This is a genomic window from Enterococcus alcedinis (assembly GCF_014635985.1).
GTDB lineage: Bacteria > Bacillota > Bacilli > Lactobacillales > Enterococcaceae > Enterococcus_I > Enterococcus_I alcedinis.
Window position 1 is genome coordinate 498234 of the sequence record NZ_BMDT01000001.1, and the last position, 25137, is coordinate 523370.

General features: G+C 37.6%; 25 protein-coding genes and 1 other RNA gene. 4 read left to right on the forward strand and 22 right to left on the reverse strand.

The annotated features are described in order from the left end of the window. Positions 1-15 precede the first annotated feature (15 nt). The 10 genes from IEV09_RS02460 to IEV09_RS02505 all read right to left on the reverse strand — a co-directional run bounded on the left by IEV09_RS02460 (position 16) and on the right by IEV09_RS02505 (position 10591). A complete protein-coding gene (locus IEV09_RS02460; protein ID WP_188366664.1) occupies positions 16-1167 on the reverse strand; it encodes a cation diffusion facilitator family transporter in 1152 nt (383 codons plus the stop codon). Between the two features lie 185 nt (positions 1168-1352). Continuing rightward, positions 1353-3995: an alanine--tRNA ligase gene (alaS, locus tag IEV09_RS02465; protein ID WP_188366665.1), complete on the reverse strand. Its 2643-nt coding sequence runs from the start codon at positions 3993-3995 to the stop codon at positions 1353-1355. A 307-nt stretch (positions 3996-4302) separates the two neighbouring features. Then, positions 4303-4638: an inorganic diphosphatase gene (locus IEV09_RS02470; RefSeq protein ID WP_188366666.1), complete on the reverse strand. Its 336-nt coding sequence runs from the start codon at positions 4636-4638 to the stop codon at positions 4303-4305. Positions 4639-4675: 37 nt separating this feature from the next. Beyond that, entirely contained in the window at positions 4676-5701 is a 1026-nt protein-coding gene (locus tag IEV09_RS02475) for a DUF7278 family profilin-like fold-containing protein (RefSeq protein ID WP_188366667.1), read from the reverse strand. Positions 5702-5796: 95 nt separating this feature from the next. After that, positions 5797-7143 (reverse strand): DEAD/DEAH box helicase, encoded by a 1347-nt coding sequence (locus IEV09_RS02480; protein WP_188366668.1) that lies wholly within the window; start codon positions 7141-7143, stop codon positions 5797-5799. A 152-nt stretch (positions 7144-7295) separates the two neighbouring features. Beyond that, a complete protein-coding gene (locus IEV09_RS02485) occupies positions 7296-7940 on the reverse strand; it encodes an HD domain-containing protein (RefSeq protein ID WP_188366669.1) in 645 nt (214 codons plus the stop codon). Continuing rightward, positions 7933-9105 carry a THUMP domain-containing class I SAM-dependent RNA methyltransferase gene (locus tag IEV09_RS02490; RefSeq protein ID WP_188366670.1) on the reverse strand — a complete coding sequence of 391 codons (1173 nt, stop codon included), beginning with the start codon at positions 9103-9105 and terminating at the stop codon, positions 7933-7935. Before IEV09_RS02490 ends, IEV09_RS02485 begins: the two co-directional genes overlap by 8 nt. A gap of 66 nt (positions 9106-9171) precedes the next feature. Beyond that, positions 9172-9546, reverse strand: an RNA gene (rnpB, locus tag IEV09_RS02495) — RNase P RNA component class B. Positions 9547-9571: 25 nt separating this feature from the next. Continuing rightward, entirely contained in the window at positions 9572-9964 is a 393-nt protein-coding gene (gene gpsB / locus IEV09_RS02500; RefSeq protein ID WP_188366671.1) for a cell division regulator GpsB, read from the reverse strand. A gap of 72 nt (positions 9965-10036) precedes the next feature. Further along, positions 10037-10591: an SLOG family protein gene (locus IEV09_RS02505; protein WP_188366672.1), complete on the reverse strand. Its 555-nt coding sequence runs from the start codon at positions 10589-10591 to the stop codon at positions 10037-10039. A 60-nt stretch (positions 10592-10651) separates the two neighbouring features. Here IEV09_RS02505 and recU point away from each other — a divergent pair, with 60 nt between their 5' ends. Together recU and IEV09_RS02515 are read left to right on the forward strand one after the other, a co-directional pair. Further along, a complete protein-coding gene (gene recU / locus IEV09_RS02510) occupies positions 10652-11284 on the forward strand; it encodes a Holliday junction resolvase RecU (RefSeq protein ID WP_188366673.1) in 633 nt (210 codons plus the stop codon). After that, the gene (locus IEV09_RS02515) at positions 11274-13580 is read left to right on the forward strand and encodes a PBP1A family penicillin-binding protein (protein WP_188366674.1); all 2307 of its coding nucleotides are present in this window, start codon (positions 11274-11276) and stop codon (positions 13578-13580) included. Before recU ends, IEV09_RS02515 begins: the two co-directional genes overlap by 11 nt. A gap of 39 nt (positions 13581-13619) precedes the next feature. Here IEV09_RS02515 and nth read toward each other — a convergent pair whose 3' ends face one another. The 6 genes from nth to IEV09_RS02545 all read right to left on the reverse strand — a co-directional run bounded on the left by nth (position 13620) and on the right by IEV09_RS02545 (position 18341). Next, positions 13620-14279 carry an endonuclease III gene (gene nth, locus IEV09_RS02520; RefSeq protein ID WP_188366675.1) on the reverse strand — a complete coding sequence of 220 codons (660 nt, stop codon included), beginning with the start codon at positions 14277-14279 and terminating at the stop codon, positions 13620-13622. 6 nt (positions 14280-14285) lie between these two features. Continuing rightward, the gene (locus IEV09_RS02525; protein WP_188366676.1) at positions 14286-14981 is read right to left on the reverse strand and encodes a DnaD domain protein; all 696 of its coding nucleotides are present in this window, start codon (positions 14979-14981) and stop codon (positions 14286-14288) included. Between the two features lie 69 nt (positions 14982-15050). Then, complete coding sequence (locus tag IEV09_RS02530) at positions 15051-15434, reverse strand: RidA family protein (protein WP_188366677.1); 384 nt, start codon at positions 15432-15434, stop codon at positions 15051-15053. Continuing rightward, positions 15431-15880, reverse strand: coding sequence for a Fur family transcriptional regulator (locus IEV09_RS02535; protein WP_188366678.1), 450 nt, complete (start codon positions 15878-15880; stop codon positions 15431-15433). Before IEV09_RS02535 ends, IEV09_RS02530 begins: the two co-directional genes overlap by 4 nt. 118 nt (positions 15881-15998) lie before the next feature. Further along, positions 15999-17993, reverse strand: a complete 1995-nt coding sequence (gene tkt / locus IEV09_RS02540; RefSeq protein WP_188366679.1) for a transketolase — start codon at positions 17991-17993, stop codon at positions 15999-16001. A 99-nt stretch (positions 17994-18092) separates the two neighbouring features. Next, positions 18093-18341 (reverse strand): DUF896 family protein, encoded by a 249-nt coding sequence (locus IEV09_RS02545; protein ID WP_188366680.1) that lies wholly within the window; start codon positions 18339-18341, stop codon positions 18093-18095. Between the two features lie 143 nt (positions 18342-18484). Here IEV09_RS02545 and lexA point away from each other — a divergent pair, with 143 nt between their 5' ends. Both lexA and IEV09_RS02555 read left to right on the forward strand, forming a co-directional pair. Further along, positions 18485-19105, forward strand: a complete 621-nt coding sequence (gene lexA / locus IEV09_RS02550) for a transcriptional repressor LexA (protein ID WP_188366681.1) — start codon at positions 18485-18487, stop codon at positions 19103-19105. A gap of 132 nt (positions 19106-19237) precedes the next feature. Continuing rightward, positions 19238-19456 carry a hypothetical protein gene (locus IEV09_RS02555; RefSeq protein WP_188366682.1) on the forward strand — a complete coding sequence of 73 codons (219 nt, stop codon included), beginning with the start codon at positions 19238-19240 and terminating at the stop codon, positions 19454-19456. A gap of 49 nt (positions 19457-19505) precedes the next feature. Here IEV09_RS02555 and IEV09_RS02560 read toward each other — a convergent pair whose 3' ends face one another. The 6 genes from IEV09_RS02560 to IEV09_RS02585 form a co-directional block, all read right to left on the reverse strand. Beyond that, entirely contained in the window at positions 19506-20018 is a 513-nt protein-coding gene (locus IEV09_RS02560) for an adenine phosphoribosyltransferase (RefSeq protein ID WP_188366683.1), read from the reverse strand. A gap of 10 nt (positions 20019-20028) precedes the next feature. Beyond that, positions 20029-22338: a single-stranded-DNA-specific exonuclease RecJ gene (gene recJ, locus IEV09_RS02565; protein WP_188366684.1), complete on the reverse strand. Its 2310-nt coding sequence runs from the start codon at positions 22336-22338 to the stop codon at positions 20029-20031. A 97-nt stretch (positions 22339-22435) separates the two neighbouring features. Next, entirely contained in the window at positions 22436-22807 is a 372-nt protein-coding gene (locus tag IEV09_RS02570) for a LapA family protein (RefSeq protein ID WP_188366685.1), read from the reverse strand. 13 nt (positions 22808-22820) lie between these two features. Next, complete coding sequence (locus IEV09_RS02575; RefSeq protein WP_188366686.1) at positions 22821-23609, reverse strand: SDR family NAD(P)-dependent oxidoreductase; 789 nt, start codon at positions 23607-23609, stop codon at positions 22821-22823. Then, positions 23606-24550, reverse strand: coding sequence for a ribonuclease Z (gene rnz / locus IEV09_RS02580; RefSeq protein WP_188366687.1), 945 nt, complete (start codon positions 24548-24550; stop codon positions 23606-23608). The genes IEV09_RS02575 and rnz overlap by 4 nt, the downstream gene beginning before the upstream one ends. A gap of 6 nt (positions 24551-24556) precedes the next feature. After that, positions 24557-25126 (reverse strand): DUF1269 domain-containing protein, encoded by a 570-nt coding sequence (locus tag IEV09_RS02585; RefSeq protein WP_188366688.1) that lies wholly within the window; start codon positions 25124-25126, stop codon positions 24557-24559. Between the last annotated feature and the right edge of the window lie 11 nt (positions 25127-25137).

A 25137-nucleotide genomic window follows, 5' to 3' on the forward strand; every position in this document is an offset into this window, starting at 1 on the left:
CCTTTATCTAGAATTTCATAACAAATAATTATGATCAAAAATAATTTTCAATTGATAACTTTTCTCTATCTCTCGTAATTCTCGGGCAATTTCCGTCTTAATCTCATCTTCTGACCATTTATTTGAATCCGGAATCACTAAGTCAAATTCTAGCACGCGGTTATATCGGATACGAAAATCGTGCATACGAAAATCACTATTTAGTTTATTTAAAATCTTGACCAATTCCTGATGCATTTCTAAATATTCTTCACTGTTCACCGTCACTGGATCTAGATGACAAACAAGATGAACACCCAGTTGCTTATAAATGTCCCGTTCAATTAAATCAATGACATCATGCGCTTGATCTAACGTCATTTGACTATTTACTTCAATATGGACAGATGCAAAACTTTTTTGTGGACCATAATTATGAATTAATAAATCATGATAACCTAAAATATTCGGGTAGCGATTGAGTTGTTGTTCAATTTGATGAATTTCTTTTTCTGTTGGCCGTTGCCCCAATAGCTCATTCACAAAATCTCGCACCATTAACAAACCACTAGCTGTAATATACACCGCTAAAACAAAACCAATATAGCCATCTATGCGCCAGCCTGTGAGCTGCTCCACTAAAATTGAAAGCAATACAGCACTAGTCGTATACACATCATTAAAGCTATCTTTAGCATTAGCTATTAATGTTTGAGAATCAATTTTTGTCCCTGCGTAGCGATAAGACAATCCTTGATATAGCTTTACAATCACCGATAAAATCAAAATGATAAATGAAAGCCACGAAAAATGAACGCTTGTTGGGTTTATCATTTTTTCAATGGATGTCTTGAAAAATTGAGAACCAACAAAAGTAATGAGTAAGGCAACTCCTAGCCCTGTTACGTATTCGAAACGCTCATGTCCGTAAGGGTGATCTTTATCAGCTGGTTTTGAAGCCACTTTAAAGCCCACTAACACTAGCACAGAGGAAATACTGTCAGAGAAACTGTTCATCGCATCTGCCATAATAGACACAGAATTTGCTGACAAACCAATTAAAAGTTTACTAATAAATAACATCAAATTTGTTAATAAACCAAAGATGCCGGAGAATAAGCCAATTTTCCCACGCAACATCTCCTGACGGTATTTCTTTTCCATTTTATCGATAAAAAAACGAACCATTTTTCATTTCCTACTTTCCTCACTCTATGCTATTCTACCGTTTCTTATGACTGGTTTCAATTAATAACTTCTATTAATTCATCTTCTGTTAGTCATATTTCGATTGATAACGGGCGACTAGATGTTTGAAACTTTTAAAAAACTTCAAATCCCGCTTAGATTCACAAGGATTTGAAGTTCTGACATTATTTTGTTGCTAACCAATTTGATACTTCTGTGAGCGCTTCTGGAATCCCAGCCGCATTTTTACCACCAGCTTGTGCCATGTCTGGACGACCACCACCACCGCCGCCAACTTTTGGTGCAATAGCTTTAATTAAATCACCTGCTTTTACACCTTTGGCGATTGCTTCTGGGCTTGCTGCCACAAGTAAGCTAACTTTGTCTTCATTGGCTGTCGCTAATACCAATACTTCAGAAACAGATTTTTGTTTCCATTGATCGGCTAATTGACGCAACTGGCTCATATCTTTAACTGCTACTTGCGTTGCAATATATGAAATCCCATTTGATTCTTTGACATCTTTAAAGACATCACCTGCTTGTTGACTCGCTAATTTACTTGATAATTGTTCATTTTCCTTTTGCAATTCACGTAATTGTTGTTGTAATTGTTCAACTTTATTCACGACGTCTTTTAATTGTGTTGATTTCACAATTTGTGCAATTTCCAGTACTTGTTGTTCTTTTTCTTGTAAGAATTCGTACGCTTCCTGGCCTGTGACTGCTTCAATTCGACGAACACCGGCTCCAATACCTGATTCAGAAGTAATTTTAAAAATACCGATTGCTTCTGTATTTTTCACATGGTTCCCACCACATAATTCAATCGACCAATCACCAATATTAACAACGCGGACTTCTTTGCCATATTTTTCGCCAAATAGAGCCATTGCTCCCATTCCTTTAGCTGTATCAATATCTGTTTCAACGGTTACGACAGGGATTGCTTCCCAAATTTTTGTTTCAACAATTTGTTCCATTTGTTTTAACTCTTCAGAAGTAACTTGTCCGAAGTGAGTAAAGTCAAAACGTAAGTAGTTGGCTGTCACCAATGAACCTGCTTGGTTGGCGTGCTCGCCTAATACTTCTTTTAATGCTTTATGTAACAAGTGCGTCGCTGTATGATTTTTTAAGATACCGTTATGGTTTGAAAAATCGACTTCAAGCTTGTAAGTCGCGCCTACCGTTAACGTACCGTGCACGGTTACTTGATGTAAGTGTTGACCGTTTGGTGCACGTTTAACATCGGTTACTTCTGCTATCAATTGATTGTTTTCATCTAAGATAACGCCTTTATCCGCGACTTGTCCACCCATTTCAGCATAGAAAGGTGTTTGAGCAAACATGACTTGCGCTTGACCACTTGAAAGAGAATCAACAAGAGCTTCTTCTTGAATTAAAACAAGCACTTCACTTGAAACGTTTAAGTTATCGTAACCAACATACGTGCTTTCGACTTTAATATCTGTTAACAGACCAGATTGTACATCCATTGATTTTTCTGTACTACGAGCCGCACGTGCACGCTCACGTTGTGCATTCATTTCCGCTTCAAAACCAGCATGGTCGACAGTAAATCCTGCTTCTTCCGCAATCTCTTCGGTTAATTCAACTGGGAAACCATACGTGTCATATAATTTAAAAATCGTTTGACCATTTAAGGTTTTTTCATTTGCTTCTTTTAATTCCACAACGACTTGGTTTAAAATATCTAAACCTTCATTAATTGTTTCGTGGAAACGATTTTCTTCTGTACGAATCACTTTTTCAATAAATTCACGTTGTTCTAATACTTCAGGATAATAACTTTCCATGATTTTTCCAACAACGGGAACTAATTTGTATAAGAAGCCATCTGTAATGCCTAGCTTTTGTCCGTGCATGACTGCACGACGTAATAAGCGACGTAGAACATAGCCGCGACCTTCATTTGATGGTAATGCACCATCACCAATCGCAAAGGATAAGGCGCGAATATGGTCAGCAATTACTTTAAATGACGTATCTGTTGTACTATCTTTGCCATAAGCGACTTTACCACTTATTTTTTCTACTTCTTGAATGATTGGCAAAAATAAATCTGTTTCAAAGTTTGTTGGTGCATTTTGTACAATCGAAACAACTCGCTCTAATCCCATACCCGTATCAATGTTTTTATTCGGTAATGGCTCATAAGTGTCATCAGCTTTATGGTTAAACTCTGAGAATACTAAGTTCCAGATTTCCAAATAACGCTCATTTTCGCCACCAGGGAAATTTTCTGGATCATCTTCAGCCACATCGTTAAATTCTTCACCACGATCGTAAAATATTTCTGTACACGGACCACTTGGACCTGCACCAATATCCCAAAAGTTTTCGTCTAATTCAATGACGTGGTTTTCTGCCAAACCAACTTCTTCTAACCACAAACGTTTTGCTTCTTTATCTTCAGGATAAACCGTCACAAATAGTTTTTCGGGATCAAAAGCTAACCATTGTGGTGAAGTTAAAAATTCCCACGCCCAATTGACAGCCTCTTTTTTGAAATAATCACCAATTGAAAAGTTTCCTAACATTTCAAACATCGTATGGTGACGAGCTGTTTTACCAACATTTTCAATATCGTTTGTACGAATCGATTTTTGTGAGTTCGTCATTCTTGGATTTTCAGGTGCAATCGAGCCATCGAAATATTTCTTCATGGTAGCAACACCCGAGTTGATCCATAATAATGTTGGATCATTAACAGGTACTAAAGATGCACTTGGTTCAATTTTATGACCTTTTTCTTTAAAAAAATCTAAATACATTTGGCGCACTTGTGCACTTGATAATTGTTTCATTGTTATTTTCCTTCTTTCTCTTTTTTAGGACAAAAAAACACCATTGCAAGACAAGGACGTCTACACGCGGTACCACCTTGTTTGCAATGATGTTCGATCATTACCTCTTCATCTCGCTAACGCTGAGTGGCGTTGGTATTTCTACCAAGGAATCCAAGGGAGCCTTTCATTTTGTTTCTTGTTCTTCTCTCAGCAGCGAAAAACTTTCTGTAAAGAAATTAAAAATAAAAGATGTCCTTTTCTACTATTGAAGTATAAGAAACTTTTCATGAAAAGTCAATCACAAAGCGTGTTCTCGTCCAATATTTTAACCAGATGAGATTAAAATAATTTCTGAATCAAAATATTGTTCAATGAAGTGAACTTTCGCTGCAATTTCAGAAATAGAATACCTTTCTTTTATTGTTGAAACAACCCATTTGTCTTCGATATCATCTTTTCTTTTAATAATCGCAAGCAAAACCCCTTCAAAAGTCTTTAGAGGTGAATCGACCGTTCGGGTGATAATATAGGCATCTTGTTCTTCACCGTCACCACCCAACACTCCTGCTATAAAGCCATAATTAATCGGATATTGATTTCCAAATGAATCAATAAAACCGATTGGACGATCAATCGTGACAGTTATCAAATTATTCGGCACTTTTTTTCACCTCATTTATATGATAAATTCAAGCGACTTACGTTGGACGAATAATAATCGCCTTACGATAAGAATAGTTTACCGGACTTAGCGCTTCTTGATTTGAACGTAATTTACGAGAGCGATAGTAAGTAGCTAATGGTAAAACATCAAATAACGGAATCCCTATAGATTCCATCTTCTCTAACTTCAGATAGGGTGAATCAATGACTTCCCAGTAATCATTATCCGTCGAAAATGTTAAGCCAAACATATTAGCCTGTAATGTTTTTGGACGCTGCTCAACATAATTTCGTCCGCGAAATAACTTCCTCGTCCCCGCGCCAAGAGCATATTCCCAAGCATCTTCATCTAACAAATCAAATAAATCTGCTTGTACTTTTTCTTTCAGTGTATTAAACGTTTCACTTTGATGCTTAAAAATATGATACGTATCTGAGTCTGGATACCATTTTGCATAAAAAAGGTTTTCTTCAAAAATTTCAGATGGATGCGTTTTTTTCAAACAATCTTCTAGTGTCTCACTACCAAGAAAGTGCGCTCGAACAGCTTCCTCAATCGGTAAAAAATCTTCAACAACGCCCGAGAATTCACCGGTAATCAGATTTAATTCACCGATGGCTTTTCCGCCAGCAGGTAGTGCATTTTTTTGAACAAGCATCGGTGGAATCGAAACCTTTCGTAATGGGCTCGTTGATTCATTAACAAAAGTATCCCAGTCCTCTGTAGTTTTCAAATCATAATTCTCAGTGATTTTCAAATAATAGTCTGAGGCTTCTTGGCATTCTTGATCCCACGTGCTAACAGGAAGGCCTTGCGTTCCAAAATTCCAACCTAAAATAGCCTCTTGGTTCCCTGGCACTAAAACAAAGCGTTCATCATCAATAGTACATTCAAACGTCTCACACTTAACCCCGGCCAATTCAAACACACTATAATCTACATCTGAAATATACTTTAAAGGGCTTACAAAATACATTAAAACTTGATTCATCACTTGTGCTCTTAGTTCTTTTGATAAATTTTTCCAATTAATCCATTCTAACGCCTCGAAAAAAGTCATGCTATTTTCCACCTTTTCGCTTTTTGTTTCTTTTAGTATAGCACGAATCAAAAAAATCAACTAAAACCTTTTAAGTGGTTTTAGTTGATTTTAAATTATTGATTTGAATTTTTCTTAGCTTTACGCGCCGTACGAGTCGTTTGACGACCTTCTATACGACGTTTAGCTTTACGATCTTTATCAATTGCCCATTGGATTTTTTTCTTGTATCCTGGTTTAACACTTTTCTTTTTACGGTGAACCATTGCTTGGATTTTTGGATCTAACTCTTCACGTGATTTTTCACGTTTCTTACGACGATTTCGGTCATAAGTATCGACAATTTCACCATTTTTAATTTCTTTCGGCTCAAATTCGACACCTAGTTTTTCAATTTCAGCAATCGCTTGTTCATTACTTGGACTATACAACGTAATAGCAGTCCCTGATAATTGATTACGACCTGTACGACCGACACGGTGAATAAAGAAATCCAATTCTTCTGGAACTTCAGCGTTAATCACGTGCGAAACACCTTCAATATCAATTCCACGTGCAGCTAAATCGGTTGCTACAACGTATTGATACTCGAGGTTTTGGACTTGGCGCATAATTCGTTTACGTTCTCGTGGTGTGATATCACCATGGATTTTAGCTACTTTCAAGTCTTTTTCAACTAAGTAACTCGCAATTTCATCTACTCTTGATTTTGTGTTTGCAAAAACGATGGCTAAATAAGGGTGCCCAACTGTTAATAAATTATAAATTAAGCGATTGGTATCTTTCCCTTTCGTTGAAACTAACCAGTTTTCAATGCTTTCAGAAATAATCGCTTTTGGACGAATTTCTTCAATTAATGGATTTTCCATATATTTTTTCAAGAAAGGACGTAATTTTTCAGGAATTGTCGCTGAGAAAACTAGCATTTGTAATTTATCCGGCAAGTGACTCGCAATTTGATCGACTTCTTTTAAGAACCCTAAATCAAGAGTCATGTCCGCTTCATCAATGACTAATGCGTTCGCTGTATAAATTTTCAAAGCTTTTTCATTTACTAAATCTAAAATACGACCTGGTGTTCCAACAACAATATGTGGTTGTTGATTTTTCAAGCGATTCATTTGGCGTTGTTTATCTGTTCCACCAACGAAATTCGATACGCGCATTTCTGGATTTGAAAACTCAGCTACTTCTTTGGCTGCTTGATAAATTTGAGTTGCAAGTTCACGACTCGGTGCAGTAATAACAACTTGTACTTGATCTTTTGTCGCATCGACTTTATCCATTAAAGGTAATAAAAATGTATGTGTTTTCCCACTACCTGTTTGAGATTGTCCGACAACACTACGGCCTTGTTGAATAACCGGGATAATCTTCGTTTGGACTTCGGTTGGTTCGGTAAAATTCTTTTCTTCTAGTGCTTTGTAAATAAATGGTTGGAATGCAAATGATTTAAATGACATTCAAACACCTTCTTTCTTATAACATCTTTGTGATTATAACACATTCACTTTTGAAAACCTACTTTACTGCAAATAAAAATAAATCCAATTGCGACTTAAAAAGTGAAAAAGGAGCGATGACAATCACTCGTCACAGCTCCTTGTCTTCGATTTTAAACGTTCCATTCAGAATAAAACTGCTTTAAAAATGCTTCCATGAATTGTTTTCGTTCAAAAGCCAATGTACGAGCATAGGATGTATTCATTTTATCCGGCAACAATAGTAATTTTTCATAAAAATGATTAATCACAGTCGTTCCTTGCCGATACTCCGCTTTACTCGCAAATGTTTTTGGTTGAAGACTCTCATCATGAATTGGATGCGCATGTCCACCGCCATAGTACGCAGTTCTTAAAATACCCATCGCACCAACCGCTTCTAAACGATCGGCATCTTGTACAATTTGTCCTGCTAAACTTAATGGCTCTGCTTCATTCGTCAATTCTTTTGAATAGGACATGTTTTGGATGCTGTGTAAAATCTCTTTTACTTGATCCTCGCTGGCATCCAATGAATAAAGTAATGCTTCAACCTCATCAACTTTACTCGAAACATCTGCCACAATTTTATCATCGATGACATCATGTAAAAACGCACTCGCTTGAACAACAAAGTCATCCACTACTAATTGATCTACTTCGACAATCGTTTTGGCATAATTCGCAACACGACGGACATGCTTAAAATCGTGCCCTGTTTTTTCATCTACCAGTTCTTGACGGGCAAAATCAATCACAGCATCGATTTTACTAGGCATGAGTCGTTTCTCTCGGCTCTCTTGGTGGTCTTGTTCCCCAATATTGGAAAAGGTCGGTTCTTAAGGCGCCATTGTACAATTTACGTTTTTTCGTTGCTTTTTCTCCGTAAAATTCTTCGAAAAGTAAATCACTCGTAATAATGTATTTGCTCCACGTTTTAAGCGGTTTGAAAACTCTGCCCATTTCTTTATACAATTGACGTACTTCTGCTTCTTCACCCAAACGTTCCCCATAAGGTGGATTCGCTACGATTACGCCATATTCTTTTGTAATATGGATATCTTTTACGGCTTGTTGTTTAAAGGTGATTGAATCGCCTAAACCAATTTCTTCCGCATTTTTTTGCGCAATTTCAATTAAGCGACCATTAATATCTGAGCCTGTAATATCAAGCACTACATCATAATCCGCCGCTTCTTCAGCCTCTAAGCGAACCTTGTCAAAAATTTCAGGTTTGAACCAATCCCATTTTTCACAAGCAAATTCACGATTAAAACCAGGCGCAATGTTGTGCCCAATTAAAGCTGCTTCAATACATAGTGTCCCTGAACCACAAACGGGATCATAAAACGGACGATCTTTTCGCCAATTGGTTAACATGACTAATGCCGCCGCCATATTTTCTTTTAGTGGTGCGCCACCTTTTTCTAAGCGATAACCACGTTTAAATAAACTTGGTCCAGTCGTATCTAACGTGACCATTACATGATCTTTCAACAAAGCGACTTCTAATTGGAATAGCGCTCCTGTCTCAGCTAATGGAACAGATGCTGGACGGTGATAGTACTCACGTAAGCGATTGACAATTGCTTTTTTGGTAATCGCTTGGCAATCCGGTGTACTATACAATTTCGATTTAATTGATTTTCCTGCTACTGGGAATTCTGCGTCTAATGGTAAAAAATCTTCCCAAGGCAATGCTTTGACGCTTTCAAATAACTCATCAAAACTATAGGCATCAAATTCACCTACAACAATCTTAATTCGATCGGCTGTACGTAACCATAAATTGGTTTTCGCAATCGTCTCCATTGTTCCTTGGAATCTTGCACGACCATTTTCTACTTGACACTCAATTCCCATATCGCGTAATTCTTTACCGACAAGGGCTTCTAATCCACTTGCTGCTGTTGCAACAAGGTTAAATATTTGATTTTCTTTCATTATTTGTTCTCCTTTTGATAAAAAAATCCTCCCGTAACGGAAGGATTCCCCTGATAATTTGTGATTTTCTATAAGCCATGTTTTGTCCAATTCTTTTTTACAGGGAAAAAAGAATATGGATAATCATCTATCTGCAACTTTCATTGCCCTTTTGTTCCGTTCATTTCCGTGTACAAAAAGCGCCCCTACCATAATGTTTGGGTTGCTCACTCGAGGGGTTTACCGCGTTCCACCGCTTAAATTTCTCTAAGCGCTTCGTCACTGTGGCACTTTCAAGGGTACTCAAGCATAGCTCTCACCTTAGCTTTTTTTCCTGCCGTTATCTTAAAAAAGATACCCTAGCTTATTTTTTCACTAGGCACGAACACTACAAACATCTCAGTCTGTGTGAGCATGGACTTTCCTCAGCTTGATCTAGTCAAACCGCGATTATCCGAAAATCACAAAGTTGTTTCTTTATTGCTAATTAGAATTGACGTGTTTTCCCGAAATCCTCTTCATCTGAAAAAGCCGGTGTCGGTGCAACTGCACTTACATTGTCGGATTCTAATTTTTTGCCAAAGACTTCTTTTTCTAAATTCGATAAACGTTTTAGAATATCGAAGTTTGTCACCGCTTGACTCTTAGGCGCTTCTGTTTGAATACGTGAAGAAATTGATTGACTCTTCGTTAACTGAGCTACTTTAGCGTTTAAACGGTCGTTTTCTTCTTGTAACGTTAAGATTTCGCGATTATACGCTTCGTAATCTTTGATAATCCCATCTAAAAATTCATCGACTTCAACAGGATCGTATCCACGCATTTTTGTTTTAAATTCTTGTTGTAAAATATCTTTTGCGGAATAAATTAAATTTGCCATATAAACACCTCATGAGTTAAATTCTGCTAAAATCAGCCTACTTTATCTATTCTACCAAAAAAAGCTGATAAATCAAATGAAATCGTCGAAATAAATTGCATTTTCTAAATCATCCATTGTTATTTGATGAATAGCATACGTTTGCTGCAGTTTAAAATGACGAGCGTCTTTTAAGAAGTAATCTGTTTTACCCGGATATTCTTCATCGTAGACAAGTAAACATCCTTGTGTTTTTTCAAGTAGAAAACGGGTATGATTTCTCAACTGCGCAGGATTTTGATATGGTTTATGACTCGTTGAATTAACATAGTCTGCTTGTAATTTAATATTATTTAAAAGAAGTTGGTTTTTCTCATTCCAATTCTCCCCCCATCCTTCAAATGCAAAGATAAGAGCTAATTTTAATTCTGGATATTCCTTTTTTAATTCGATTACTTCTTCTGCGGCCCACAATTCAACACCTAAATTTCCAGCAATAATTACCCACTGTAAACCATCTTCAATAAGCGGTGTTAAAGCTTCTCTTATTACTTTCTTAATGATTTCAATCTTTAGATCTTTGTCTTGAAAGACGCCTATTTCGTAATTTCTATATCCCGTAATAACGAGTGATTCACTTGTTTTCATGAACTTCCCTTTTCTTTCTATTTGGCTTTTTGCTATAATGTTTTACAGGAGCGTGATTAAATGGCAATTAAATATCCCAATGGTCACCTACCATTGTATAATGAAGTACGAAAAAAACAACTAAAAAAAGCCACAACTCGTACAACTTTTTCCAACCGCGGTATGCGCTTTGAAGAAGCCATTAATCAAAGCAACGACTATTACTTAAATCGCAACATCGCTGTGATTCATAAAAAACCAACACCTATTCAGATTGTAAAAGTCGATTATCCAAAACGTAGCGCGGCAGTTATCAAGGAAGCTTATTTTAAAGAGGCATCCACAACCGATTATAATGGTGTGTACCGAGGCTACTATCTTGATTTCGAGGCAAAAGAGACAAAAAACAAAACATCTTTTCCCTTGAAAAACTTGCACGAGCATCAAATTAATCATATGCGTCAATGTATAGAGCATAAAGGGATTTGCTTTATCCTACTCTGGTTTTCCAGTTTAAATCGATGTTTTCTAATAGATAGTCCGTTCATTATTGAAGCATGGGAAAAACAAGCGACGGAAAAAAAATCACTTACTCTTAATCAAATTGAAGAAATCGGAATTGAAATTACTGTCGGAATCGCTCCGCGTATTCCATTTATTGAAGCAGTCAATCAATTGATTGAATTAAAGGAGAAAAAAAAATATGTCAAATGAATCTGGCTCAAGAGCCACCCGACACAACAAACCTACAGGGACAAAAAAGAAAAAACCACAAAAAAAGAAAAAAACTTTCGGCTCCGTTTTTCTTAAAATATTACTTGGCTTCGTCTTTGCTGGCTGTCTTTTATTTTTAGGCGGTGTTGGTCTTTTTTGGAGTTATGCTAGCAATGCACCTGAGTTAGATGAAAAACGATTAGAATCAGCCAACTCATCCAAACTTTTCGCGCAAAACGGTGAAGTATTCCAAGAAATTGGGACAGAAAAACGTGAGACGATTACAGCAACTGAAATACCAAAATTATTAGAAGATGCCATCGTCTCGGTTGAGGATCGCCGCTTCTATCAACATATTGGTGTTGATCCGATTCGAATTGTCGGCTCCGCATTATCCAATGCAAAAACAGGAGGCATTCAAGGAGGAAGCACGTTAACCCAACAACTAATTAAGCTTTCATTCTTCTCTACTGCAGCTTCTGATCAAACACTCAAAAGAAAAGCTCAAGAAGCTTGGATGGCTGTTCAACTAGAAAAGGAAAAATCAAAGCAAGAGATTCTCACTTACTATATTAATAAAGTGTATATGTCCAACGGCCTCTACGGGATGCAAACTGCCTCAAAAGCCTTTTATGACAAAACACTTGATGAATTAACTTTAGCAGAAACAGCTTTAATTGCCGGCCTGCCAAACGCTCCGTCTTACTTTGATCCTTACGCTAATCCAGAAAATGCAAAAGAACGTCGTGACATTGTGTTATTTACCATGAAAGATAATGGAAAAATTACCGATAAAGAGTACCAAGAAGCAATCAATACACCAATTGATGCCGGTTTAAAAAAGCTCAACTCTGGAAGCAATACGTGGAAATACTATGACAATTACATTAAAGAAGTCATCGATGAAGTAGAAAGAAAAACAGGTGTCAATGTTTACACGGACGGCGTCGAAATCCACACTAATATCGATTTAGAGGCTCAACGCCGTCTCTATGACATCGTCAATACCGATCAATATATCGCATACCCAGATGGTCAAATGCAAGTCGCTGCGACTTTAATTGATACCGAGACTGGTAAAGTAACCGCACAAATTGGTGGCCGAAATATTGAAGAAGGCGCAATGTTAGGTGAAAACCTCGCCACAAACACCCGCCGTGACTTAGGATCAACGGTTAAACCAATCACCGATTACGGTCCTGCTTTTGAATTCGAAAAGTTTTCAACAGCAAAAACAATTGTTGATGAGCCTTATAATTATAAAGGTACGAACATTCCGGTAATGAACTGGGATAACCGTTACATGGGAACAATGACTTTACGTCAAGCTTTAGTTGAATCACGTAACGTTCCTGCAGCAAAATTATTTGAAGAAGTTGGTGCCGATAACGTCGCTGATTTCTTAGGACGACTCAATATCCGCTACGAAGTAATTGAACAAGCGAATTCAATTTCAAGTAATACGAGTGTTCAAGATGGCACTAAATATGGTATTTCTAGTCTTAAGTTAGCGGCTGCTTATGCGGCATTTGCTAATGGTGGTACATATTATGAACCACAATATGTCAATAAAATTGTTTTTGAAGATGGTTCAGAAGAAGTCGAAGCCTTTAAAACGACTGGTAAAAAAGCCATGGAAGAAACAACTGCTTACATGATTACCGACATTCTAAAAGGTGTTATCACCTCAGGAACAGGATCAAACGCTATGATCAACGGTCTTTACCAAGCAGGAAAAACAGGAACATCGAACTATTCCAAGGAAGATATAGCACGAATTAATTCTCCGTATACTGTAGTACCCGATTCGTCTTTCGCAGGATATACAAAAGCATATTCACTAGCAGTTTGGACAGGTTATAAGGATCAAAAAACACCTATCGTTGGTGACAATACGAGTATTGCTAGTGATGTCTATCGTGAATTGATGCAGTTCGTATCTGCTTCTGTCGTTAATAGCGACTGGGAGATGCCTAAAGGACTCTCTCGTATCGGCAATGAGTTATACTTCGAAGGTCAATACGTGAAGCCAGTAGCACCATCTAAGCCAAAGGAGACGACGACTAAGACTTCATCGACCGAGTCTTCAACAACTGTCGAAAGCACACAAAGTAGTGAATCGTCTACAAGTAGTAGTCAATCAACAGAAAAACCAGTCGTACCTCCGGTGGAATCCTCAAGCGAAGCGCCTATTGTTCCTCCGACGACACCGCCTACCGTTCCACCAACCAGTAGTTCAGTCGTGCCTCCGGTAGAAGAAATACCGCCAGTCGAAGAGACACCTCCGACAACTTAAATTTTATACAACAAAAGAAACGCTGACTCGATAATACGGTCAGCGTTTCTTTTGTTGTTCTCTCATTCGTACTTTTCCATCTTGGCACATCGATAATAAAGGACATTCTACACATTTAGGCGCTCGAGCCGTACAGTGATAACGTCCGAAAAAAATCATTGTATGATGCATTTTCACCCAATCTTCTTTTGGAACTTTTCGCATCAACGTTTCTTCTACTTCTAAAACAGAGGCATTTAAACGGCAAATTCGTAATCGTTTGGAAACACGTTCAACATGGGTATCGACAGCAATTGCGGGTATATTAAAGGCATCTCCTAAGACGACATTTGCTGTTTTTCTTCCCACACCTGCCAGAGACATTAACCCTTCCCTTGTTTGTGGAATTTCTCCAGAAAAGTCTTCCAGAATTTGTTTGGCACATTGTTTAATATTTTTCGCTTTATTTCGATAGAGTCCAATTGTTTTAATCTTTTCCATAATCACTTCAACTGGCGCAGCAGCCAACGTTTCAGGTGTTGGAAAATCAGCAAACAAACTGGGTGTTACCTTGTTCACCGACACATCTGTTGCTTGCGCACTTAAGATAACCGCAATTAATAATTGAAAGGGTGTATCGTGATCTAATTCCCCATACGCATTTGGGAAAAGTTTGTACATCTCCTCTAAAGCAGTTTGAGTCTTTTCAACACTAATCATCGTACTTTATTCCTCTTCTAACCAATTATGTAAAGAAACTTTTGGAAGGGCTTTGGTCGTTTTTTCTTCCTTTTGCATTATTTGACGCTTGCGTTTTTGTTGCTCTTCCTTAACTTGAGCACTCGTCCGAATATTTTTACGCTCCCATGAGAGTAAGATACGATCAACATAATTCAGGCTGTAAACTTGATTTAAAACAGCTTCTCGTAAAGCTAACTGTATCAACTCTACCTGATATTTGTCTTCTTCTAGCCACTGTCCGATTCGTTGATATTCCATTGGAGAAAGTGGCCGTGAAAACTCTGCCTCAAAACTTTGATAAAGTTGTCCAATTTTTTCTTGTTCTTTTTCTACCTCATTCGATTTTACTTGTTTTTCTAAATACAACGATAAACGTTGATAAACTGGGGTTAAATCATATGAATCGTGTAACATCCCACGCTTGTCTTTCAAGGAGACAATCTGGATACACTGTTTTTCCACCAATTGATTTAATAAATAATAGACTTCCTGTTGTGAAAAATGCATCTGTTTTGCAATTTGTCCTAAATCAGGAAAATGATTGCCTGACTCGTAATAGCGATGCAGTTGCAACCACAGTAAAAACTCTTCATTTGATAGACCAATTTGGCGATAATATTCCAAAATCAAATTTGAAATACTCGTCTGTCCATATTTTAAAAATTTATCTAATCGAATCATGGTCAACCTTCTTCTTAACTTTTATAGTGATATAAAAAAGGAGACTTTTAGCAAGCCCCCTTTTTATCGTTATTTGTTTGAAACATCCGCGATGATTTCAATCTCAACCAAGACATCTTTTGGTAGACGGGCAACTTCCACTGCAGATCTAGCGGGTAAGATATCTCCAAACAATGTGCCATAGACGCCATTGAATGCGACAAAGTCATCCATATTTTTCAGAAAACACGTAGTCTTAACAATTTCATCTGACGTAATGCCTGCTTCCTTCAAAATCGCTGTGATATTTTTTACGACTTGCTTCGTTTGATCTTCAATTGTCTTTCCAACAACTTCACCTGTTTCAGGATCTAACGGGACTTGCCCCGATGCAAATAAGAAACCATTGGCAATACGACCTTGAACATAAGGTCCGATTGCTTTAGGTGCTTGATTCGTTTGAATAATTGTCATTTTATCTCTCCTTCAGTTTCTAATGATGTTTGTTGACAAGTTGGACACAGTCCATAAAGTTCTAAACGATGACTGCGGACTTGATAATCAGTTAATTGGGATGCTGCCATTTCGACATCATCTAATTTTGGATAAAAGAAATCTGATACTTTTCCACAGTTTTGGCAAATAACATGGTAATGTGGATCCACCGAAAAATCATATCGACTTGACGAACTGCCATAATTCATTTCTTTTAAGAAGCCAATCTCTGTAAATAATTTTAAGTTGTTATAAACAGTTGCCACACTAATCCCAGGAAACTTCGCTTCAATTGCACGATAGACATCCTCTGCTGTTGGGTGGTTTTGAACTTCTGTTAAAAATTCTAAAATCGCAATTCTTTGCGGTGTAATCCGCACATTCTCTTTTTTTAAGTATGTTAACGCATCATCAAAAGTTGCCATAGCTTCCCTCCTTTTCCATTGTTTCCCCTTTGTTAATCATACTATGAGTTCAAGGAATTATCTAGCAAAAAACTCCAATATCTCCTGATTAATAGGAAATATTGGAGCTTTCAAGCAATTATAGTGATTTAAATGTTTCTACCACATTTTTTGTTGTAAATCCAAATTCTTCTAATACTTTATCGCCAGGTGCAGATGCGCCAAAATGATTAATCGCAATCACTTTTCCACGGCATTTCGTATAACGATCCCAGCCAAACGGTGATCCAGCTTCAATTGCTACGCGTTTCTTAACAGATTTTGGTAAAACAGATTCTTTGTATTCTGCTGTTTGTGCTTCAAATAAATCCATACTTGGCATTGAAACAACTGACACATCGATTCCTTCAGCAGCTAAAGCTTTTTGCGCTTCTGTTGCTAAATAAACTTCGGAACCTGTTGCAATTAAAATTCCTTCTGGCTTCTCACCTTTTTGAGGAGAAACCACGTAGGCGCCTTTAGCGACAGACTCGTCTGCTAAGTCTTTCGTTCCTTCAATAACCGGCAAGTTTTGGCGACTTAACACTAAAACAGTTGGTGTCGTTTTTGAAGTCATTGCAATTTTCCAAGCGGCACGTGTTTCATTGCCATCAGCTGGACGAATCACATGCAAGTTTGGAATGCTACGTAAACTTGATAATTGTTCTACTGGCTCATGTGTTGGCCCATCTTCACCAACAGCGACAGAGTCATGTGTTAAAACATAGGTAACTGGTGCATTTTGAATAGCTGCTAAACGAACAGCTGGACGCAAGTAGTCAACAAAGACAAAGAATGTTCCGCCATAAACGCGCGTACCACCGTGTAGTTGAATCCCATTCATTGCTGATGCCATCGCAAACTCACGTACACCAAACCAAATATTACGACCTTCATATTGACCAGGTTCAAAATCTTTTTCTGCTGCAACCATTGTATTGTTTGAACCAGATAAATCGGCTGACCCACCCCATAAACTTGGAACCGCTGCAGATAACGCTTGAATCATGTCTTTGCTTGATACACGACTTGCTTGACTTGAGCCAACTTCATAAGTAGGTAAATTATCTGCCCACTCAGACGGCAACTCATCACCAAATGCTTGTCTAAATTGCGCCGCTAATTCGGGATATGCTCCTTCATATTGCGCAAACAATTGATTCCATTCCGCTTCTGCTGCTTGTCCACGTTCGATGATTGCTTCATTAAAGCGTGTTTGTACTTCTTCTGGTACCGAAAATTCAGGATATTCCCAACCATAAGCACGTTTAGCGGCTTGGATTCCTTCAATACCTAGAGGTGCACCGTGAACAGATGACGTTCCTTCATTTGGTGCGCCAAATCCAATCACTGTTTTCACTTCAATTAATGTTGGTTTATCCGTTTCGGCTTTCGCTTCTTCGATTGCTTTTGAAATCGCAGCTAAGTCCGTTCCGTCTTTAACTAAAATATGTTGCCAACCATAAGCTTCATATCTTGCACCAACATTTTCTGTAAAGGCTTTTGAAGTTGGTCCATCTAAAGAAATATCATTTGAATCATATAATACAATTAGTTTACCCAATTTCATGTGTCCTGCCATTGAAGAGGCTTCTTGAGAAACGCCCTCCATTAAGTCACCATCGCCACAAAGAGCGTAAGTATAATGATCTACTATTGGAAAGTCTTCTTGGTTGTATGTTGCACTTAGATGAGCTTCTGACATTGCCATACCCACAGCCATTGCAATTCCTTGCCCTAATGGTCCGGTTGTCGCTTCAACACCATCTGTATGACCGACTTCTGGATGTCCTGGTGTACGACTTTCCCATTGGCGGAAGTTTTTTAAGTCTTCAATTGTGACGTCATAACCTGAAGTATGCAATAAGCTATATAATAATGCTGAACCATGACCTGCTGATAAGACAAAGCGATCACGATCGACCCAGTTTCTTGATGTTTTTGGGTTTACTTTCAAATGTTTCGTCCATAAAGCATAGGCCATTGGCGCTGCTCCCATTGGTAATCCAGGGTGACCCGAATTGGCTTTTTGTACCATGTCAATACTTAATGTACGTAACGTATTAACACCTAACTCATCGATTTTATCAAACAAAGTGAAGCCCTCCTGTTTAGGTTTTTTTTACCTTTATTCTTTTATCATTATAAAATACTTAAGGACAATTATCAACCTTTTTCGTCTCTTCTTTGTGAACTACTCTTTGTCGCGGTTATGAAGACCTTTTTCTTTTTGAATTTCTTTTAATTTATCTGGTGTAACATCATTACCCAGTGGGTCGACAACCTTCATGCCTTCGATATGGTGCTTCATTCCGCCGCGAAACGCACTTAAATACTCTTGGCGCAATAAATGCTGTTCTTTTTCTTCAAAAGGTGTTAACCCCTGACTTTTTTTCTTACGTGCTAACTCATTGATGCGATTTAATTTTTCTTTTGATAACATATTTCCACTCCTCTCATCTGTTTTATCTTATACAAATTTAGCCAAAAAAACAATAAGAATACACACAAGCGAACATCTGTTTGATTTCATTTTTCCTTTATGTTAAAATATAGATAATTATTAAATGAAAGAAGGCGTGAACCTTGACTAAGAAAACAGAAAGCAGACAACTGGAAGTCTTACGCTTTATCCATCAACGCGTACTAACAAAAGGTTACCCTCCCACTGTTCGTGAGATTGGAGAAGCCGTAAATTTATCATCCACTTCGACAGTTCATGGGCATTTGTCCCGTTTAGAAAAAAAAGGCTTTATCCAAAGAGATCCAACAAAACCACGCGCCATTGAATTAACCGCACTTGGATTAGAAACAGTAGGTGCAGAACAAAAAAATATTCCTTTATTAGGTGTTGTGACGGCCGGTGAACCAATTTTAGCAGTTGAAGAAGCCTCCGATTTTTTCCCAATTCCTCCTCACTTAGAAAATAGTGAAAGTCAACATTTCATGCTAACTATCTCTGGCGAAAGTATGATTAATGCCGGCATTCTTGATGGTGATCAAGTTATCATACGTAAGCAAGATTATGCTTCAAATGGTGAAATTGTCATTGCCATGACCGATGAAAATGAAGCGACTTGCAAAAGATTCTATAAAGAACAAAACTACATCCGACTACAACCTGAAAATGATCACATGGAACCAATTATTTTATCGAATGTCCAAATTTTAGGATTAGTTGTTGGACTTTACCGCAATTTCAATTAAAAAAACTTTGAGATTTTTTCTTGTTTCGAAAAAACCTCAAAGTTTTTTTATTCCCCCCCTTTACAAAGCGAACAAACATTCGTATAATATAGATACGAACAAACGTTCTATTTAAATGAGGAGTGGATGAGTATGAAAGCAGTACGTCGTTTTGGTTTATTAATTGGGATTTTATTGATGGGTGTAATAATTGGTAATTTTGGCATGCTCATTGCCTGCTTAGTACTTGGTCCGCTTCTAGCTCTTTGGCTCATTTTGTGGGACGATAAAAATTCTAGGCAAGCACAGCGACAACAACACTACACAACAGATGTTGAATACTATTATGATGAAGAGTACTATTACGAATAACATAAAAACGATCAGTGTTTGAGCTTTCACTCAAACACTGATCGTTTTTTTAGTATTCCATTAATGTTAAAATATCATAACCTTTGATTTTTTCACGACCATTTAAATCTTTTAACTCTATTAAAAACGCACAACCAACAACGATTCCACCTAATTTTTCAATTAATTCAATACTCGCTTTGACCGTTCCGCCAGTTGCAAGTAAATCGTCACATAATAAAACTCGTTGTCCTGGTTTAATTGCATCTTCATGAATCGTCAACGTATCTGATCCATACTCTAAATCGTATGATACTTCGATTGTTTTACGTGGTAATTTACCTGGTTTACGCACTGGAGCAAAACCAACACCCGCTTCATATGCTACGGGACAGCCTACGATAAAACCACGTGCCTCTGGTCCAACAACCATGTCGATTTCTTTTTCATTCGCATAATCAACGATTTTTTTCGTTGCAAAACGATAAGCATCTCCGTCTGCCATTAGTGGCGAAATATCACGGAAAGTCACGCCTTCTTTTGGATAATTAGGGATACTTGCAATATAATCTTTTAAATTCATTATTGTCCTCCTATTGACTTGAAATCCATTTTTTAATCGTTTCTAAATCACTCAATACTAAAAACTCTTCATTTTTAATTAACTGTTCACGTTTTTGGTATAATAAACTTTCGTTTAAAGGACGGTTCACTGGATTTTCCAGACAATTTAACACGCCATTACTTATTGTAACAAATTCTAACTCCAAAAACACTTGAACCATAAAAATCAATAATTTTTTAGGAATTTTCGTATATTGTACGATTGCATCTAATTTGTAACGAACATCCAGTGTTTTTTGTGTCTTGATTAATTTAAATAGTTTGCCATATTGCTCTCTCGAACCAAGACCATCTAAGTAAGCTTCTTCTGGTGTTTGGGCCAATAAATACACGCGCGAAACTTGACTCGATTGAACAATTTGCTTCATCCAGTCTAATTGATCAGGTACATCGACAAAGACAACTTGCTTTGTTTTAGCTGCTTGATCAAAAGCCTTTTTTAAATCTTCCAACCCTCGGACATGAATGACTGGTTGTTCCACTTTCTCAGAAAAGTCTTTATAAAGACTTTCGTTGAAAACCACATAGGTTGTTGGTTCAGTGAAATTGAGTTGTTGTTGATATTTTTTACCTCTAAAATCAAACAGTTGAAACGATGTAATCTGATAATCCTGTAATTGAATTTGCGGAATCGATTTTCCATTCCATTCGTTAATTGTAAGCTCACCAACTAGATTTACATCATCTGTTGCTATTTCTTGTTGCTCTGAACCAAAATTAAAGCCAATTCCTTCTAATTCATCGCCTTGGTCATTTGCCATTGTGAACTTCAAATGTTTTTGTTCAGCGCCAATACTGCGACTCGTCGGAACGCAGACATGTTCAAAGACAAAACACGGAACTGGATTATGCATACCAAACGGCGCTAAAACCTTCAGTGATTTTATTAGATTTAAATCGACATCACTAATTGATAGTCGCTCATCGATTACCAGCGGAATCCCTTTCGTTAAGTCAATCTTCTCATCTAAAATATATTGTTCAAATACTGCTCGTAAGGCTCCTAAATTTTCTATCGGTAAACTTAGACCAACAGCTGCATGATGTCCACCAAAAGTCGTCAATAAATCTTTTCCGCGTTGTAACATTTGGAACATATTTAATGATTCGATACTACGTCCTGAACCTTTTAAAAGATGAGCCCCTTTGGTTGTTAAAGCAATGGTCGGTTTTCCCGTCGCTTGTAAAATTCGCCCGGCAACAATTCCCAAAATACCCTCATGCCAATTTTCTCCCACCAATAAATGTACTTGATGACTATCATCGACTTGTTCTAAGGCTTCTTTCGTTGCGAGTTCAACAAAATCTTTTCTTTTTTGATTAATTTCATCAAACGATTGCGCTAATGCCTTGGCTTCTCCTTCGTCAAAAGTTGTTAATAGAGTAATTGCTGGATTTGGATCTCCTAGTCGCCCAATCGCGTTTAAACGAGGAGCGATCGAAAAACCAATCATCGTTTCATCGAGTTCTTTTGTTTTACTACCACTGACCGCTAGCAACTGACTGATACCTAAACGTCCACTTTGCTTCATTTGCTCAAGGCCCCAGATAACCATCGCACGGTTTTCATCGGTCAACGATACCATATCAGCAATCGTCCCAATCGCAACTAAATCTAATAGTTCCATCGGTATCTCTTCTAAAAGTGCCCACGCCAGTTTAAAGGCAACTCCGACACCGGCTAACTCACCAAAAGGATACGAACCTTTGGGATGTCTCGGATGGATGATTCCATACGCATTTGGTAAGCTGTCGGGAAGTTCATGGTGATCTGTTACAATCACATCGACTCCTTGGCTATTAGCGTAATCAATAGCCTCATGCCCCGAAACACCATTATCAACTGTGACAATTAGTTGGATGCCTGCTGCAATCCACTCTTTGTACTTATCAACGTTGGGCCCGTACCCATCTGTAAAACGATTCGGTAAGTACGTTTCAACTTGAGCACCTAGTAATTCAAATGTTTCCTTCATCACTGTTGTACTCGTAATTCCATCGGCATCATAGTCACCATAAATTAAAATTCGTTCATCTGCGACAACCGCCTCATGAATACGCTCCACAACTTTTTCCATATCGTATAATAGATAAGGATCATGAACTTGTGACTCAGAAGGATTCATAAACTTTTGTACCATTTCGGATGTTCGAAGATTACGATTCCATAATAAACGAGCCAAGATTGGGGAGATATTCAATTGTTTCATTTCTTCTAAAAAGGAAGATGGTATTTCTTCAGTGATTGGCATTTGCCAATCAAACTTAGCTGACTTCACTAGATCACTCCTAACTTTCCAATTATATCAAAAAACTCCTAAAAAAAGAAGGGGAGTCACGGGACACGACTCACCCTTTTCCCTCTGAAACAAATGATTAATACATTTGGTCTCGGTCTTCTTCCGTCAGTTGCTCTTCATAATTTTGCTGTTCTTGTTGATCGACTTCACTAGCGGCTAAATAAGCAGCCATACGAATCGAGACTTCATCCTCAATTTTGGCTTCTAATTCTTCATTTTGTTTATGTAGTTGTTTAATCGTTCTTTTTTGGCTCCAAACAACACTAGCCATTAACAATGCGATTAATAGTGCCCCCATAAAGACAGCTGAAAAAATAATAATAACTAGCGGTGTCTTAAATTGACCAAAACCTAATTGAATTGGAACAACTACCGTATTCATTGCTGCAAAGATAATAATCAATAACGATAAGAATAAACCGACAAATAATTGCCATTGCTGTTTCATCGCTCGTTCCCCCTTACTTTTGATTAAAAATACCACCGGCTAAATAATCCCCGATTTTCGGAAAAACCGCATAAAATTTTGCTGCTATCGCCATCACACGTGGACGATTAATTTCTCGTTTTGGTCGAATCATGTTCCGAACAATTTCTTGGGCTAACTTTTGAGCGTCCAACACAAAGGAATCAACATTCGCTAAATATTCACCCGTCGGATCCGCTAAATCAAAGAAATTTGTTTGAATCGGACCTGGATTTACTGTTGTCACATGGATATTAAAGGGTCTTAATTCCAAACGTAGTGCATTTGAAAAACCAATAACTGCAAATTTGGTTGCTGAATAAATGGTCGACTTTGGTGTTGCCATTTTTCCAGCCATCGACGCTAAATTGATAATATGGCCTTGTTGATTGGGCAACATCTCAATAACAAGCGCTTGTGTAAGATACATCATACCAAATAAATTGACTTCAAACATTTTACGTGCTTCTTCAAAATCAACCGATACAAAATCTTCAAATGTTCCAAAACCAGCATTGTTGACCAAAATGTCGACAGTTCCTACGGTTTTTCGTACAACATTAATTAATTCTTGAATACTTTCTGGATTCGACATATCTACAGGTATGGCATAGGCTTTATTGTGACTTAATGTTTCACATTTTCGTTTGACGTCTTCTAATAGGTCAATGCGTCGAGCACTTACGATAACAATGGCTCCTTGTTTCGCCGCCTCGTAACATATTTGCTCCCCTAAGCCAGTCGAACCACCAGTTACTAGTACTACCTTATCTTTTAGCTTCAATCGAATGTCGCCTTCTTTCTTAACGGAATATCGTAACAATCAAAATCTTTCACGACACGAACGTTTTCAAAAATTTCACGTGCTTCATTACGTAGATTTTCAACGTCTTTCCCTAAATAGCGAGCACTAATGTGAGTGAGTAGTAAACGTTGAACGTTAGCAGCTTTTGCTACTTGCGCTGCATGATGAGTCGTTGAATGGTAATAAGCTTTTGCTAACTTGGCTTCGTCTTTATTAAAGGTACTTTCGTGTACTAAGACATCTGCATCCATTGCCAACTCAATTGATTGATTTGTTTTACGTGTATCCCCTAAAATCGTCACGATACGTCCTTTAATTGTTTCGCCAATAAAGTCTTTACCGTTAATCGTACGTCCATCTTCTAATGTTACTGTTTGACCATTTTTAATTTTGCCGTAAACGGGTCCCGGTTTAATTCCAAGTTCAGCAAGTTTTTCCACTTGAAGTTCACCAACATGGTCGGCTTCGACCACACGGTAACCGTAACTCTCAATGCCATGATCTAGTTTTTTGCAATAAACTTCAAATTTATCATCTTTAAAAATCCGTCCATCTGCTTGAATCTCAACAAACTTTAGCGGGTATTTTAAATGGGTTTTAGAAATACGTAAAGACGTTCGAACCCATTCTTCAACTCCTTTTGGTCCATAAATTTCTAATGGTTCGATTCCTTCTTGAAAGGAGCGACTACTAATTAAACCTGGCAAGCCAAAAATATGATCGCCATGTAAATGGGTAATAAATATTTTTTCGATTTTTCGTGGACGAATACTTGTTTTTAAAATTTGTAATTGCGTTCCTTCGCCACAATCAAATAGCCAAACTGCATTGCATTCATCTAATAATTTTAAAGCAACACTACTCACGTTCCGGTGCTTTGCGGGCACACCGGCACCTGTACCTAAAAATTCTAATTCCATAAAAACCTATCCTTCTTCATTATTGTCATTTTCACTTTGATTGTTTGGTACTTCCGTTAGATTTTCTTGCACCTGTTGTTGTGCTTCATGCATTTTGTCTAACTCTTCTTCGACTTCTTGGTAATCGAAACGATATAAATTGCCACCTAAGCCATACATAATTAATTGATTCAACGGCCGATTATCATCTTCATTAGCTATTAAAATTAATCCAGTTTTACCTTCACTAATTTCTTTGCCTAATAATTCAAAAATTGTATTCGCTCGTTTGACCTCTTGTGCGTCTTTTGAAGCGCCAAACATACTGCCGCCAAACCAACCAAGTAGCAATCCCATGGGTCCTGTTAGGACACCCACTAGCATACCGATTGTTCCAAATTTAGACGTCTTATTCGCACCAGTAAAATCAAGAAAGTCCTCAATCTCAAATTGATGACTGCCATCTTCCGTATGAGTCACGACCGCCATTTGCTCCCCTTTAATTTGTCGCAGTGCATGAATTTTCTTTACTTTAGAAAATGCCTCATAGGCTTGAGAATTGTATTCGAAATTTGCTACAATAATCCGTTTAGTCATTAGAATGCCCT

What these genes read in the sequence shown, in the direction of transcription:
- IEV09_RS02460 (WP_188366664.1), bottom strand. Translation starts at nt 1,167, where the DNA reads ATGGTTCGTTTTTTTATCGATAAAATGGAAAAGAAATACCGTCAGGAG.
- alaS (WP_188366665.1), bottom strand. Translation starts at nt 3,995, where the DNA reads ATGAAACAATTATCAAGTGCACAAGTGCGCCAAATGTATTTAGATTTT.
- IEV09_RS02475 (WP_188366667.1), bottom strand. Translation starts at nt 5,701, where the DNA reads ATGACTTTTTTCGAGGCGTTAGAATGGATTAATTGGAAAAATTTATCA.
- IEV09_RS02480 (WP_188366668.1), bottom strand. Translation starts at nt 7,143, where the DNA reads ATGTCATTTAAATCATTTGCATTCCAACCATTTATTTACAAAGCACTA.
- IEV09_RS02485 (WP_188366669.1), bottom strand. Translation starts at nt 7,940, where the DNA reads ATGCCTAGTAAAATCGATGCTGTGATTGATTTTGCCCGTCAAGAACTG.
- IEV09_RS02490 (WP_188366670.1), bottom strand. Translation starts at nt 9,105, where the DNA reads ATGAAAGAAAATCAAATATTTAACCTTGTTGCAACAGCAGCAAGTGGA.
- gpsB (WP_188366671.1), bottom strand. Translation starts at nt 9,964, where the DNA reads ATGGCAAATTTAATTTATTCCGCAAAAGATATTTTACAACAAGAATTT.
- IEV09_RS02505 (WP_188366672.1), bottom strand. Translation starts at nt 10,591, where the DNA reads ATGAAAACAAGTGAATCACTCGTTATTACGGGATATAGAAATTACGAA.
- recU (WP_188366673.1), top strand. Translation starts at nt 10,652, where the DNA reads ATGGCAATTAAATATCCCAATGGTCACCTACCATTGTATAATGAAGTA.
- IEV09_RS02515 (WP_188366674.1), top strand. Translation starts at nt 11,274, where the DNA reads ATGTCAAATGAATCTGGCTCAAGAGCCACCCGACACAACAAACCTACA.
- nth (WP_188366675.1), bottom strand. Translation starts at nt 14,279, where the DNA reads ATGATTAGTGTTGAAAAGACTCAAACTGCTTTAGAGGAGATGTACAAA.
- IEV09_RS02525 (WP_188366676.1), bottom strand. Translation starts at nt 14,981, where the DNA reads ATGATTCGATTAGATAAATTTTTAAAATATGGACAGACGAGTATTTCA.
- IEV09_RS02530 (WP_188366677.1), bottom strand. Translation starts at nt 15,434, where the DNA reads ATGACAATTATTCAAACGAATCAAGCACCTAAAGCAATCGGACCTTAT.
- IEV09_RS02535 (WP_188366678.1), bottom strand. Translation starts at nt 15,880, where the DNA reads ATGGCAACTTTTGATGATGCGTTAACATACTTAAAAAAAGAGAATGTG.
- IEV09_RS02545 (WP_188366680.1), bottom strand. Translation starts at nt 18,341, where the DNA reads ATGTTATCAAAAGAAAAATTAAATCGCATCAATGAGTTAGCACGTAAG.
- IEV09_RS02555 (WP_188366682.1), top strand. Translation starts at nt 19,238, where the DNA reads ATGAAAGCAGTACGTCGTTTTGGTTTATTAATTGGGATTTTATTGATG.
- IEV09_RS02560 (WP_188366683.1), bottom strand. Translation starts at nt 20,018, where the DNA reads ATGAATTTAAAAGATTATATTGCAAGTATCCCTAATTATCCAAAAGAA.
- IEV09_RS02570 (WP_188366685.1), bottom strand. Translation starts at nt 22,807, where the DNA reads ATGAAACAGCAATGGCAATTATTTGTCGGTTTATTCTTATCGTTATTG.
- rnz (WP_188366687.1), bottom strand. Translation starts at nt 24,550, where the DNA reads ATGGAATTAGAATTTTTAGGTACAGGTGCCGGTGTGCCCGCAAAGCAC.
- IEV09_RS02585 (WP_188366688.1), bottom strand. Translation starts at nt 25,126, where the DNA reads ATGACTAAACGGATTATTGTAGCAAATTTCGAATACAATTCTCAAGCC.